This window comes from Achromobacter sp. E1 (assembly GCF_037039475.1).
Lineage (GTDB): Bacteria > Pseudomonadota > Gammaproteobacteria > Burkholderiales > Burkholderiaceae_B > Achromobacter > Achromobacter mucicolens.
Genome location: NZ_CP146253.1, coordinates 1729276 through 1742675, shown reverse-complemented (window position 1 = coordinate 1742675; position 13400 = coordinate 1729276). Strand labels below are relative to the sequence as shown.

Sequence of the window (13400 nt, the reverse complement as noted above, 5' to 3'; positions counted from 1 at the left end):
CCATGAAAAAAGCCCCTTGACGGGGCTTTTTGCTTTTTGCTTTTTGCTTGTTGGGCGGCGGGCCGGCACGGCCGGCCCAGCACCTTACTTCTTCTTGCGATACGCGTCGTGGCAGGCCTTGCAGCTGGCGCCCACGTCGCCGAAAGCGGCGCGCAGCTTGTCCAGATCGCCTGCGTCGGCAGCCGCCGACAACTTCACGATGTTGTCCTGAAACGCCTGCTGCTTCTGCTTGAAGCCCGCGGCATCGCTCCAGATTTCCGGACGGGCGTCGCCGCCTTCCGTACCCGGACCGAAGCCCGCCCAAGGCAATGCCGACAGCGTCTTCAGCACATCGACGTTGGCCTTGATCTGCGCGGCGTCGTAGGGCGCCTGGCCCTTGACCACCGGCGCCATGCGGCCAAAATGCGAGCCGATCAGCGAGAGCGCCGACTGGCGGTACTTGACCGCATCTTCGGGCTTGGCGAATTGCGCGGAGGCGGACGTCGCCAGCAGCGGACCCACCGTCATACAGGCCAGCGCTGCGAGCGTGGACAACTTCTTCATTGCGATCTCCCGTAGGTACAACGTGAAAGCCGCGCGCATGACGCGCGCGGCACGGCGACTATACCGCCCGGGCCAGCTCGGCCGCCAGGCCGATGTAGGAGCGCGGGGTCATCGCCAGCAGGCGGGCCTTGGGCTCTTCAGGCAGCGCCAGGCCCTGGATGAATTCTCGCAGGGCCTCTTCGGTGATGCCCTTGCCGCGCGTCAAGGCCTTGAGCTGTTCGTAGGGCTGCGGCAGACCGTAGCGGCGCATGACGGTCTGCACCGGTTCGGCCAGCACTTCCCAGCACGCGTCGATATCGGCGTCGATGGCGGCCGTGTTGACTTCCAGCTTGCCCAGGCCGCGCATGCAGGCATCCCAAGCCACCAGGCAGTAGCCCAGGCCCACGCCCAGGTTGCGCAGGACGGTGGAATCGGTCAGATCGCGCTGCCAACGGGAGATGGGCAGCTTGTCGGCCAGATGGCGCAGTACGGCGTTGGCCAGACCCAGGTTGCCTTCGGAGTTTTCGAAGTCGATCGGGTTGACCTTGTGCGGCATGGTCGACGAACCGACCTCGCCTTCCTTCAGGCGCTGCTTGAAGTAGCCCAGCGCCACATAACCCCAGATGTCGCGATCCAGGTCCAGGATGATGATGTTGGCGCGGGTGATCGCATCGAACAGCGCGGACATCCAGTCATGCGGCTCGATCTGGATGGTGTGGCGGTTCTGGGTCAGGCCGAGCCCGGACAGCACGCGCTTGCTGAATTCGGGCCAGTTGATTTCCGGATAGGCGGACAGGTGGGCGTTGTAGTTGCCCGTGGCGCCGTTCAGCTTGGCCAGGGGCTCGACGGCCTCGACGGCGGCGATGGCGCGGTTCAGGCGCGCGGCCACGTTGGCGAATTCCTTGCCCAGCGTGGTCGGGCTGGCGGGCTGGCCATGCGTGCGCGACAGCAGCGGCTGGTCGGCGTTGGCGATGGCCATTTCATTCAGCTTGGCGGCCACTTCGCGCAGGCGCGGCACCACGACCTGGTCGCGGGCGCGCGACAGCATCAGCGCGTGCGAGGTGTTGTTGATGTCTTCGGACGTGCACGCGAAGTGGATGAACTCGGCCGCGCGGGCCAGTTCGGCGTCATCGGCGACCTTTTCCTTCAGCCAGTATTCAACGGCCTTCACGTCGTGGTTGGTGACGCGCTCGATCTCCTTGATGCGGCCGGCGTCGGCTTCGGAGAAATTGGCGACCAGCTGGGCCAGACGCGCGCGGGCGCCCTCGGAGAAGGCCGGCAGCTCGGGCAGGCCGGCGTCCGACAGCGCGATCAGCCAGGCGACCTCGACTTCGACGCGGTGCGCCATGAAACCGGCTTCGGACAGCAAACCGCGCAGCGCGTCGCCCCGGGAAGCGTAGCGGCCATCCAGTGGCGAAAGGGCATTAAGTTGGCTCAGCTGATCGGCGATTTGCATGGTCTGGTAGAGAAAAAACGACGGATGGGAAAACCCGGCGATTTTATCATCCGGGGCGGCCAGACATTGTGGCAAACTGACGAAGATTCCGCCCTGCGGACAATTCCGGCCGTCATACAGCCTGCTATACTTCGGCCGCTTTCCGACTCCGCTTGTGACTCCATGAAACTGATCGGCTCGCTTACCAGTCCCTACGTGCGCAAAGTGCGTATCGTCATGGCCGAGAAAAAGCTGGACTACCGGCTTGAACTCGAAAACGTCTGGTCCGCCGACACGCAGATCCAAACGTACAACCCGCTGGGCAAAGTTCCTTGCCTGGTCATGGAAGATGGCGGCGCCCTGTTCGACTCGCGCGTCATCGTCGAATACCTGGACACCCTGTCTCCTGTCGCCCGGCTGATTCCGCAACCCGGACGCGACCGCGCAGCCGTCAAGTGCTGGGAAGCCATCGCCGATGGCCTCCTGGACGCGTGCGTGACCATCGTCAAGGAAAACCAGCGCCCCGAAGCCCAGCGCAGCCCCGAATGGATCGAGCGCCAGTACGGCAAGATCCACGCCAGCCTGGACGCCATGAACAAAAGCCTGGGCGACAACGCGCATTGCATGGGCATCAACTACAGCCTTGCGGACATCGCCGTGGGCTGTGCCCTGGGGTATCTGGACCTGCGCTTCCCATCGCTGGACTGGCGCACGGGCCAGCCCAACCTGGCCCGCCTGTACGACAAGCTGTCCCAACGCCAGTCGTTCATCGACACCGTGCCCAAGACCGCCTGACGCCCCAACAAAAACGCCCGGCATGGCCGGGCGCTCGCTTTTACCGGCCGCTTATCGCGGCCGGTTTTCATTTCCCCGATCAAACCGCCCAGGTCTGCCAGGCCTTGAACAGCATGTAGGCAGCCAGCGCAAACAGCAGCGCGGCGAACACACGCTTGAGCGTCTGCACCGGCAGGCGATGCGCCATGCGCGCGCCCAGCGGCGCGGTCAGGACGCTGGTGCACACCAGCGCCAGCAACGCCGGCCAATAAATGAAGCCGAGCATCCCCGGATAGGTCTGGGCCTCGTTCAGGCCAGAAACGACATAGCCCACGCTGTTGGCCAGCGCAATCGGAAAGCCCAGCGCCGCCGACGTCGACACCGCGTTGTGCAGGGCCACATTGCACCAGACCATGAACGGGACCGACAGGAACCCGCCCCCGGCGCCGACCAGGCCCGACAGAAAGCCGATGCCCGCGCCGGCCGCGCTGGTGCCGACAACCCCCGGCATCTGCCGCGTGGGCTTGGGCTTCTTGTTGCGCAGCATGCTCCAGCCGGAATACCCAACGAACAGGGCGAAGAACAGCGACAGCCACAACGTGCTCAGCGCCGCGAACACCGCACCGCCGGAGAGCAGACCGCCGACGATGATGCCCGGCGCCATCGCGGCGACGATCCGCCACTTGATGGTGCCTCGCTGCTGGTGGGCCCGGACGCTGGAGATGGACGTAAAGAGGATCGACGTCATGGACGTGGCGATCGCCGCATGCACGACCAGATCGGCCGGCATTTTCTGCCAGGTGAACAGCATCGTCAGGAACGGCACCAGCAGCATCCCGCCGCCAATGCCAAGCAGGCCCGCCGCAAAGCCCACCACGCCGCCCAGGACCAACAGGCAGATCACCATCGTCACATCCACAACCCTCTCCTCGCTTTTATTGTCATGAACAAGGCCCCACGGATATTGCACCCGGGGGCCTTGGTTACGTGCGGCAGGGCATTCCTAAAGAATGATCCCGCCGCCCAGGCAAACCTCGCCATCGTATAGCACGGCCGACTGGCCGGGCGTCACCGCCCACTGGGGGTCGGTGAATTCCAGTGAAAACGTCTCTTGCGCCGCATCGGCCAGGCGGCACGCCGCATCGGCCTGCCGGTAACGCGTCTTGGCGCCGTAGACGCCCGCGGCCGGCGGGTGGCCCGCCACCCAGCTCGCGTCCTGCGCCTTCAGGTTGCCGGACAGCAGCCACGGATGGTCGTGCCCCTGCACGACGTACAGCACGTTGCGCGCGAGGTCCTTGCGGGCCACGTACCAGGCCTCGGCCGTGCCGTCCTCCCGTTGCCGGCCCTTCACGCCGCCCACGCCCAGCCCCTTGCGCTGGCCCAGCGTGTAAAACGACAAGCCTTCGTGGCGTCCCACTTTCTGCCCTTCGGGCGTCAGGATGGGGCCCGGTTCAGTCGGCAGGTAGCGGTTCAAAAATTCCCGGAACGGGCGCTCGCCGATGAAGCAGATGCCGGTGGAATCCTTCTTGGCGGCATTGTGCAGTCCGATCTCGTGCGCGATGCGGCGCACTTCGGTCTTGTGGATCTCGCCCAGCGGAAACAGCGTGCGCGACAACTGCGCCTGGTTCAGCCGATGCAGGAAGTAGCTTTGGTCCTTGGAAGCGTCCAGCGCCTTGAGCAGCTGGAACTGCGTGCCGCCGCCCTCGGCCGGCACTTCGCGCACGCGCGCGTAGTGGCCGGTCGCGATGTGCTCGGCGCCCAGCGCCATGGCGTGGTCCAGGAATGCCTTGAACTTGATTTCGGCATTGCACAGCACGTCGGGATTGGGCGTGCGGCCAGCGGAGTACTCGCGCAGGAACTCCGCGAACACGCGGTCCTTGTATTCGGCGGCGAAGTTGACGAATTCGAATTCCACGCCGACCAGATCGGCCACGCTGGCGGCGTCCAGGAGATCCTGGCGGGTGGAGCAGTATTCGGAATCGTCGTCGTCTTCCCAGTTCTTCATGAACAGGCCGACGACCTCGTAGCCTTGCTGCTTGAGTAGCCACGCGGTGACCGAAGAATCGACCCCGCCGGACATGCCGACGACAACGCGGCCTTTCTTGGTGGATGTTTGACTCATGATGCGGCTATTTTAGATCGGACACGGCGTCTTCCCTCGGCTGGGGCTCGGCGGCGCGGGACACTTCCATCAGCCAGGCCCGGAAGGCCTGCAACGTGGGCAGATTGGCCTTTTGCTCGGGATAGCACAGGTAGTAGCCCATGCGCGCCCGGATCGGCAGCTGGATGGCGATGGCAAGCTTGCCGTCGCGCAGCTCGTCCTCGATCAGGCAGCGCGGGATCAGCGCCACGCCAAAGCCCGCGGCGGCTGCCTGCGACAGCAACGCGTACTGGTCGAAGCGCGCGCCTTCCAGGCTGCGGCGCGTGTCGCAGCCTGCCTGCTCGAACCAGTCGCGCCAGCCCTCCAGGGCCGACGTATGGTGCAGCAGCGGATAGGCCAGGAGCGCTTCGGGCGACGAGCACCCGCCCGGGATCAGGCGGGGACTGCAGACGGGAAGAATCTCGCGGCCGACGATGTAATCGGCCCCGCTGCCGGGCCACAGGCCCTCGCCGAAGCGCACGGCGGCGTCCAGCTCCGGCGTGGAGAAGTCGTAGCCCTGGCGGTGCGGCAGGAATTCCACATGGATGTCGGGACGCAAGCGCATGAAGGCGGTCAGGCGCGGAATCAGCCAGCGCGCGCCGAACGTGGGCATGCAGGTCAGGTTCAGTGTGCCGCCCCGCCCCTGATGCGCGATCAGTTCGACGGTGGCCGCTTCGATCTGGCCGAGACCGGCCTGGATCTTGGCCAGGTAACTGCGACCCGCTTCGGTCAAGACCAGGCCTTGCCTGATTCGCAGGAATAGTTCGACGCCGACGAACTCCTCCAGATGTTTCACCTGTTTACTCACCGCGCCCTGCGTCACGCACAATTCCTGCGCGGCCCGCGTGAAACTGCTGTGTCTGGCGGCGACTTCAAAGGCCTGAAGATCAGTTAAAGAGGGACAGAAACGCCTCATTTGCAGCCCCCACCCGTCGTGGGGCTCCCTTGCCCTCGCGGGCGTGACGTCAGCACAGGATGCACGGCGAATGTTACATAAAAGTAACCGCGGCGAAGCTCTGCCGAGAAAGAGGTATGAAAAAAAGTCATAGCTTACGGAGAATCTTTCGTTTGCGCAAACCCGCCCGCCAGGAAAGAATCGTCGGGTTTGCGACTGCTTTCATGCAGCTGCTTTCCATTCATTAGTAGGGGAATTCATGCAACGCCGTAATGTAGTTCTGGGCCTGTGTGTCGCCGCCGCGACCCTGGCCACGCCGCTGACCTCGGGTATCGCGCACGCTGAAGACGCGTATCCCAGCAAGCCCATCCGCCTGATCGTTCCCTTCCCGCCCGGCGGCACCACCGACATCGTCGGCCGCCTGTTTGCCGACAAGCTCGGCAAGGAACTGGGCCAGACCGTCGTCGTGGAAAACCGCGGCGGCGCCGGCGGCTCGATCGGCAGCGCGTTCGTCGCCAGCAGCGCGCCGGACGGCTATGTCCTGGGCATTGCCACCGTCAGCACGCACGGCATCAACCCGGCCATCTACCCGAACCTGCCGTTCGATGGCGAGAAGGACTTCACGCCCATCTCGAACCTGGCCGCCGTGCCGAACATCATGACCATCAACCCGAAGGTCCAGGCCAAGAACATCGCCGAGTTCATCACGCTGGCCAAGAGCCAGCCGGGCAAGCTGACGTACGCGTCGGCCGGCAACGGTTCGGTCTCGCACATGATGGGCGAACTGTTCAAGATGGCGTCGGGCACCGACCTGATGCACGTGCCTTACCGTGGCGTTGGTCCCGCGCTGAACGACGCGCTGGCCGGCCAGGTCGACGTCATGTACGACAACCTGCCCTCCACCCTCCCGCACGTGCAGTCCGGCCGCCTGATCGCCATGGCTGTCGCCGCCCCGCAGCGCGTTGCCGCGCTGCCTGACGTGCCCACGTTCGCCGAAGCCGGCCTGCCCGCCGTGAACGACGCGTCGTGGTTCGGCCTGGTCGCCCCGGCCAAGCTGCCCGCCCCCGTGCTGGCCAAGCTGAACGCCGCTGTCCAGAAGGTCAGCGCCGAAGAGGACGTCAAGAGCCGCCTCGCTGCCCTGGGCGCTTCGCCCGCGGCCAACACCTCGGCCGAATTCGGCGCGCAGATCTCGGCTGAAATCGCCAAGAACAAGCGCATCGCCAAAGAAGCCAACGTGAAGATCGACTAACCGGTCTTCGGTCCTCGCGCACCGCCGGCGCGCGAGGACCTCCGATTCACGAACGCAGTACCCCCCTATGCGAATTACCCAACCCCTGTCCTACCGCCTCGACCTTCCGCAGCAATACCCCGATTCGGATATTTCGGCCCCCCTCGTGCTGGACTCCCCGCACAGCGGCACCGCCTACCCCCCCGATTTCGCTGCCGCGGTGGACTTTGGCGCATTGCGCACCGCCGAGGACACCTGGGTTGACGATCTGTGGGGCGACGCCATCGAGATGGGCGTGCCGATGATTGCCGCGGCCTTCCCGCGCGCCTACATCGACGCCAACCGCGCCCGCGACGAAATCGACGAACTGCTGCTGGACCAGGCCTGGCCTGACGCGCTGAATCCTTCGCCCAAGGTCAAGCTTGGCAAGGGCCTGATCTGGCGCATGCTCGATGACGGCACGCCGCTGTACGACCGAAAGTTGACGGTCGAGGAAGTGCGCCACCGCATCGACGCCTGCTGGGAGCCCTATCACGCCGCGCTTGGCCAGGTGCTGGACAACGCGCATCGCAAGTTCGGCAAGGTCTGGCACATCAACTGCCATTCCATGCCCAGCGTCGCCGGCGAATTCGCCACCGACCGCCCCGGCCTCGTCCACCCCGATTTCGTGCTGGGCGATCGCGACGGCAGCACCAGCGACCCCGCCTTCCGCGAATTCATCGCAGCCTGGCTGCGCGAGCGCGGCTACGACGTCACCGTGAACGATCCCTACAAGGGCGTGGAACTGGTGCGCGCGTTCGGCCGCCCGCAAGAAGGCCGCCACAGCCTGCAGATCGAAATCAACCGCAAGCTCTACATGGACGAAGTGTCGCTTCGCCCCACCGAAAACTATGGCCGCCTGAAGGCCGATCTGCGCGACCTCACCGGCGCGCTGATCAACTGGACGCGCGCGCAGACGGCTTGACGCCGGACGTCTGTTCGCCGGCGCCGGCCAGCGACGTGTTCATACCGGCCGGCGCATTCGGGTTGCAAGACCCCTGCCCCATGGTTCGCCATGGGGTTTTTTTTGCCCGCGCGAGAAGCGGACAAACGGGGGAAGCGTCAGAGCGCACATTCCGTGTATAACTACGGCGAACCTTCTGAGGAGAGGCGTCGATGCACATCGGGATACCAAAAGAAACCCGAGACGGGGAAACCCGTGTCGCAGCAACACCGGAGACCGTCAAGAAGTACGTGGGCGGCAAGCACACCGTCGTCGTGGAGCGTGGTGCGGGCGCCGCGGCCCGCTATCCCGACGATGCCTACGTTGCCGCGGGCGCCACGCTAGGTTCCGCTCAGGATGCCCTGGGCGCCGATCTGGTAATGAAGGTTCGCGCGCCCTCCCCCGAAGAATTGCCGCACATGAAACCGGGCACGGTGGTCATCGGCATGCTCGATCCCTTCGACGCCGAAGGCCTGGCGCAACTGGCCGCTGCCGGCCTGACCGGCTTTGCGCTGGAAGCCGCGCCGCGCATCACCCGCGCCCAAAGCCTGGACGTGCTGTCCTCGCAGGCCAACCTGGCCGGCTACAAGGCCGTGCTGCTCGCCGCCCATCACTACGGACGGCTGATTCCCATGATGATGACGGCCGCCGGCACGCTGAAGGCCGCGCGCGCGGTCATCCTGGGCACAGGCGTCGCAGGCCTGCAGGCCATCGCCACGGCCAAGCGGCTGGGCGCCGTGGTCGAGGCATCCGACGTGCGCCCCGCGGCCCGCGAACAGGTCGAATCGCTGGGCGCCAAGTTCATCGACGTGCCCTTCGAAACCGACGAAGAACGCGAGATCGCACAGGGCAAGGGCGGCTACGCGCGCCCCATGCCCCCGGCCTGGATGGCCCGCCAGGCGGCGCTGGTGTCCGAACGCTGCAAGCAGGCCGACATCGTGATCACCACGGCGCTGATTCCCGGCCGGCCCGCCCCGATGCTGGTTTCGGCGGAAACGGTGGCGGCCATGAAGCCCGGCTCGGTGCTGGTGGATCTTGCCGTCGAACGCGGCGGCAACTGCCCGCTTTCCGAGAAAGGCCGCATCGTCGAAAAACACGATGTCACGATCATCGGGCTGACCAACCTGCCCGGCCTGGTCGCCACCGACGCCTCGGCGCTCTATGCGCGCAACATCCTGGATTTCCTGAAGCTCATCATCAATGCGGACGGCGCGCTGGCGATCCAGCGCGACGATGAAATCGTGGCGGCCTGCCTGGTGTGCGAAGGCGGCAATGTGACGCGGAGGACGTAACCATGGAAGCGATCAATCCCACCCTGATGAACCTCATCATCTTCGTGCTGGCCATCTACGTCGGCTACCACGTCGTCTGGAACGTCACCCCCGCCCTGCACACGCCGCTCATGGCGGTCACCAATGCCATTTCCGCCATCATCATCGTGGGCGCGATGCTGGCTGCCGCGCTGACCGAAGGCGGACTGGCGCGCGGCATGGGCGTCTTTGCCGTGGCGCTGGCCGCCGTGAATGTCTTTGGCGGATTTCTCGTGACGCGGCGCATGCTCGAGATGTTCAAGAAAAAGGACCGCAAGCCGGGCAAGGAGGAAGCGAAATGATCTCGCTGAACCTCGTCACGCTGCTTTACCTGATTGCCTCGGTCTGCTTCATCCAGGCGCTCAAGGGCCTGTCCCATCCCACCACCTCGCGCCTGGGTAACGCCTTCGGCATGGCCGGCATGGCGATCGCCGTGGTGACCACCGCGGCGCTCATCGTTGGCCTGGCACGCAGCGGCACGGCCACGATCGGGTTGGGCTGGGTGGTGCTGGGGCTGCTGGTCGGCGGCTCCATCGGCACGCTGATGGCCAAGCGCGTCGAGATGACCAAGATGCCCGAACTTGTCGCCTTCATGCACAGCATGATCGGCCTGGCGGCGGTGGCGATCGCGGTGGCCGTCGTGGCCGAGCCGCACGCCTTCGGCATCTCGCCGCCCGGCATGGCCATCCCCACCGGCAACCGCTTTGAACTGTTCATCGGCACGTTCGTGGGCGCCATCACGTTCTCAGGCTCCGTCATCGCCTTTGGCAAGCTGTCCGGCAAGTACAAGTTCCGGCTGTTCCAGGGCGCGCCGGTGGTGTTCGCCGGCCAGCACATGCTGAACCTGGCGCTGGCGCTGGCGATGCTGGGCTGCGGCGTCTGGTTCATGCTCACGCAGGAATGGACGCCCTTCATCATCATGACGCTCATCGCCTTCGTGCTGGGCGTGCTGATCATCATCCCGATCGGCGGCGCGGACATGCCCGTGGTGGTGTCGATGCTGAACAGCTATTCCGGCTGGGCGGCGGCGGGAATCGGCTTCTCGCTGAACAACCCCATGCTGATCATCGCCGGATCGCTGGTGGGCTCGTCGGGCGCCATCCTGTCCTACATCATGTGCAAGGCGATGAACCGCTCGTTCTTCAACGTGATCCTGGGCGGCTTCGGCGGCCAGGCGGGCGGCGCCGCGGCCGCTGGCGACACGCCGCAACGCAGCGTCAAGTCGGGCAGCCCGGATGACGCGGCGTTCCTGATGACCAACGCCGAAAGCGTGACCATCGTGCCGGGCTACGGCCTGGCCGTGGCGCGCGCGCAGCACGCGCTCAAGGAGCTTGCCGAAAAGCTCACCGAGCGCGGCGTGACCGTCAAGTACGCGATCCACCCGGTTGCGGGCCGCATGCCCGGCCACATGAACGTGCTGCTGGCCGAGGCCGAAGTGCCGTACGACCAGGTCTTCGAAATGGAAGACATCAACAGTGAGTTCGGCCAGACCGACGTGGTGCTGGTGCTGGGGGCGAACGACGTGGTCAATCCCGCCGCCAAGAACGATCCAAAGTCGCCCATCGCCGGCATGCCCATCCTGGAGGCCTATAAGGCGCGCACGGTCATCGTGAACAAGCGCTCCATGGCCTCGGGCTATGCCGGCCTGGACAACGAGCTCTTCTACATGGACCGCACAATGATGGTCTTTGGCGACGCCAAGAAGGTGCTCGAGGACATGGTCAAGGCGGTCGAGTAGGCGGCGCGCGCCAACCGCCGCGCGGGCCTAGCCCTGCGCGGCGCGGCGCAACTGCTCGTCCACCACCTCGACCCAATGCCGCACCGGCGTGTCGGTGCCGCTTTGCAGATGGCCGATGCACCCGATGTTGGCCGACAGGATTACATCGGGACTTGCCGCCGCAATGGCGCCCAGCTTGCGGTCGCGCAGCTCAAGCGCGATGTCCGGATTCAATACCGAGTACGCGCCGGCCGACCCGCAGCACAGGTGCTTGTCGGCAAACGGCTGCAGATCAAAACCCAGGTCGGCCAGCAACTGCTCGGACAACGGCCGCAAGCCCTGCCAGTGCTGCAAGGTGCATGGCGGATGAAAGGCGGCCCGCATGCCCGCCGGCAGCCGCGCGCGCAGCAATCCGGCGTGCGGCGCGACGATCTCGGCCACGTCCTTGACCAGCGCCACGATGTCCGCAGCCTTTTGCGCATAGGCCGCATCGTGGCGCAGATGGTGCGCGTACTCCTTGACCATGGCGCCGCAGCCCGACGCGTTCATCACGATGGCTTCGATCTTGCCGTCCTGCACCAGCGGCCACCACGCGTCGACATTGGCGCGCATCTGCGCCACGGCTTCGTCCTGCGCATCCAGATGGAAACTGACTGCGCCGCAGCAGCCGGCGCCCGGCGCAATGCGCGCGCCGATGCCAACGGCATCCAGCACGCGGATGGTGGCGGCGTCGATGGAGGGCATCATGGCCGGCTGCACGCAGCCGGCCAGCATCAGCACCTGCCGTGCGTGCTGCCCCACCTGGGGCAGCGGCCCCGCGTCGCGGCGTTCCGGCACCTTGCGCCGGAGCGCCTGCGGCAGCAGCCCGCGCAGGCTCTGGCCCAGCCGCATGGCGGGCGCGAACATCGGCGACAGCATCGCCTTGCGCAGCAAGGTGCGCCGGGTTCTATCGCCCCATGACCGCTCCACGCGCTCGTCCACGATCTTGCGGCCGATATCGACCAGATGGCCGTATTCGACCCCCGACGGGCAGGTGGTCTCGCAGTTGCGGCAGGTCAGGCAGCGGTCCAGATGCTGCTGCGTGGACTGCGTCGGTTCCTTGCCTTCAAGGACCTGCTTGATGAGATAGATGCGGCCACGCGGGCTGTCCAGCTCGTCGCCCAGGACCTGGTAGGTCGGACAGGTTGCCGTGCAGAATCCGCAATGCACGCAGCGGCGCAGGATGGCGTCCGCCTCGTTGCCCAAATCGGTGCCGCTAGCCCAGGATGCCAGATTGGTTTGCATGATGTCCTACAGCTCCAGGACCAGGCGGCCGGGGTTGAACAGGCCGGCGGGATCAAGTTCCTGCTTCAGCCGGCGGGTGATCGCGCCAATGCCCGGCGCTAGCGGGTGAAACACGCCATCGGCCGGCGGCGCAGTCTCAGCAGGCCGGAACAGCGTGGCATGGCCGCCATGCTGGGCCGCCACGTCGCGCAGTTGGGCCGCATCGTGCGGGCCGCTCAGCCATCGCTGCCCGCCGCCCCACTCGATCAGCGTCGGCCCCAGTTCGAGGTCGGCCGTGGTGGGCGGCAGGGCAAGACGCCACAAGGGCTGCCCGGGCGAAAAGAACGCGTGGGTCTGCTCGCGCAGCGACTGCCACCACGCCGCCGCGGCCTCGGGCGCCATCAGGTCGCCGCCGATCAGCCCTCGGGCGCTGGCGAGCGCGGGTGGCGCGCCCGACAGACGCACCATCGTCATGCCCTCGGCCCCACCGCTTTCGCTCGTCCAGCTCGATGCGGAGATCGGCAACGGCTTGCCGCGCCAGAAGGCAAAGTTCGCCAGCGCCTGCGCCTGCGTGGCGGGCAGCATCAGCGTCATCTCTTCCATCGGCTTGGGCACGACCTTGAGCGACACCTCCAGGATGGCGCCAAAGATGCCATGCGAGCCGGCCAGGAGGCGCGACACGTCATAACCCGCCACGTTCTTCATGACCTCGCCGCCGAAGGACAGGATGCGTCCTTCGGAATCCAGCAGTTGCGCCCCCAACACAAAATCCTTCAAGGCGCCGGCGCTCATGCGGCGCGGCCCCGACAGGCCGGCGGCCACGCAGCCGCCCACGGTCGCGGTGGACGCGAAATGCGGCGGCTCGAAGGCCAGCATCTGGCCGTGCTCGGCGAGCGCGGCTTCCAGTTCGGCCAGCGGCGTGCCGGCGCGCACGGTCACCACGAGTTCGGACGGGTGATAGCTGACGATGCCGCGGTAAGGCGTCATGTCCAGCAGGCAATGGCCATCCTGCGGCCTGACCGGACGATAGTTGCCGTAGAACCGCTTGCTGCCGCCGCCCATCACGAACAGGGGTTTGTGACCGGCACGCGCCGTCATGACCTGGTCGCACAATTCCGACAGGACAAAATCCAT

The 13400-nt window shown here is 66.0% G+C and carries 13 protein-coding genes; 6 read left to right on the top strand and 7 right to left on the bottom strand.

Translation table 11 applies throughout. The features are described 5' to 3' along the window. Positions 1-84: 84 nt before the first annotated feature. Positions 85-543, bottom strand: coding sequence for a cytochrome c (locus tag V6V88_RS07960; RefSeq protein ID WP_056322645.1), 459 nt, complete (start codon positions 541-543; stop codon positions 85-87). Positions 544-601: 58 nt separating this feature from the next. Further along, a complete protein-coding gene (gene purB / locus V6V88_RS07955) occupies positions 602-1978 on the bottom strand; it encodes an adenylosuccinate lyase (protein ID WP_062838459.1) in 1377 nt (458 codons plus the stop codon). A 162-nt stretch (positions 1979-2140) separates the two neighbouring features. Here purB and V6V88_RS07950 point away from each other — a divergent pair, with 162 nt between their 5' ends. Next, positions 2141-2752 carry a glutathione S-transferase gene (locus V6V88_RS07950; RefSeq protein WP_056322638.1) on the top strand — a complete coding sequence of 204 codons (612 nt, stop codon included), beginning with the start codon at positions 2141-2143 and terminating at the stop codon, positions 2750-2752. Positions 2753-2831: 79 nt separating this feature from the next. Here V6V88_RS07950 and V6V88_RS07945 read toward each other — a convergent pair whose 3' ends face one another. The 3 genes from V6V88_RS07945 to V6V88_RS07935 all read right to left on the bottom strand — a co-directional run bounded on the left by V6V88_RS07945 (position 2832) and on the right by V6V88_RS07935 (position 5787). Next, positions 2832-3650 carry a sulfite exporter TauE/SafE family protein gene (locus V6V88_RS07945; RefSeq protein ID WP_280004174.1) on the bottom strand — a complete coding sequence of 273 codons (819 nt, stop codon included), beginning with the start codon at positions 3648-3650 and terminating at the stop codon, positions 2832-2834. Positions 3651-3734: 84 nt separating this feature from the next. Next, positions 3735-4853: a tRNA 2-thiouridine(34) synthase MnmA gene (gene mnmA, locus V6V88_RS07940; protein ID WP_062838460.1), complete on the bottom strand. Its 1119-nt coding sequence runs from the start codon at positions 4851-4853 to the stop codon at positions 3735-3737. 7 nt (positions 4854-4860) lie between these two features. Then, complete coding sequence (locus V6V88_RS07935; protein ID WP_062838461.1) at positions 4861-5787, bottom strand: LysR substrate-binding domain-containing protein; 927 nt, start codon at positions 5785-5787, stop codon at positions 4861-4863. Between the two features lie 238 nt (positions 5788-6025). Between V6V88_RS07935 and V6V88_RS07930 the strand changes: the two genes are divergently transcribed. The 5 genes from V6V88_RS07930 (at position 6026) to V6V88_RS07910 (ending at position 11024) form a co-directional block, all read left to right on the top strand. Next, complete coding sequence (locus tag V6V88_RS07930; RefSeq protein WP_223574793.1) at positions 6026-7015, top strand: tripartite tricarboxylate transporter substrate binding protein; 990 nt, start codon at positions 6026-6028, stop codon at positions 7013-7015. 67 nt (positions 7016-7082) lie between these two features. Continuing rightward, positions 7083-7958 (top strand): N-formylglutamate amidohydrolase, encoded by an 876-nt coding sequence (locus tag V6V88_RS07925; protein WP_062838463.1) that lies wholly within the window; start codon positions 7083-7085, stop codon positions 7956-7958. A gap of 191 nt (positions 7959-8149) precedes the next feature. Then, complete coding sequence (locus V6V88_RS07920; protein WP_056322621.1) at positions 8150-9268, top strand: Re/Si-specific NAD(P)(+) transhydrogenase subunit alpha; 1119 nt, start codon at positions 8150-8152, stop codon at positions 9266-9268. A 2-nt stretch (positions 9269-9270) separates the two neighbouring features. Next, a complete protein-coding gene (locus tag V6V88_RS07915) occupies positions 9271-9588 on the top strand; it encodes an NAD(P) transhydrogenase subunit alpha (protein ID WP_006224972.1) in 318 nt (105 codons plus the stop codon). Then, positions 9585-11024: an NAD(P)(+) transhydrogenase (Re/Si-specific) subunit beta gene (locus V6V88_RS07910; RefSeq protein WP_062838464.1), complete on the top strand. Its 1440-nt coding sequence runs from the start codon at positions 9585-9587 to the stop codon at positions 11022-11024. The genes V6V88_RS07915 and V6V88_RS07910 overlap by 4 nt, the downstream gene beginning before the upstream one ends. A 27-nt stretch (positions 11025-11051) precedes the next feature. On the opposite strand, the gene glcF is transcribed toward V6V88_RS07910, so the two are convergent. Further along, positions 11052-12287, bottom strand: coding sequence for a glycolate oxidase subunit GlcF (glcF, locus tag V6V88_RS07905; protein WP_223574791.1), 1236 nt, complete (start codon positions 12285-12287; stop codon positions 11052-11054). Between the two features lie 6 nt (positions 12288-12293). Next, complete coding sequence (glcE, locus tag V6V88_RS07900; RefSeq protein ID WP_062838466.1) at positions 12294-13400, bottom strand: glycolate oxidase subunit GlcE; 1107 nt, start codon at positions 13398-13400, stop codon at positions 12294-12296.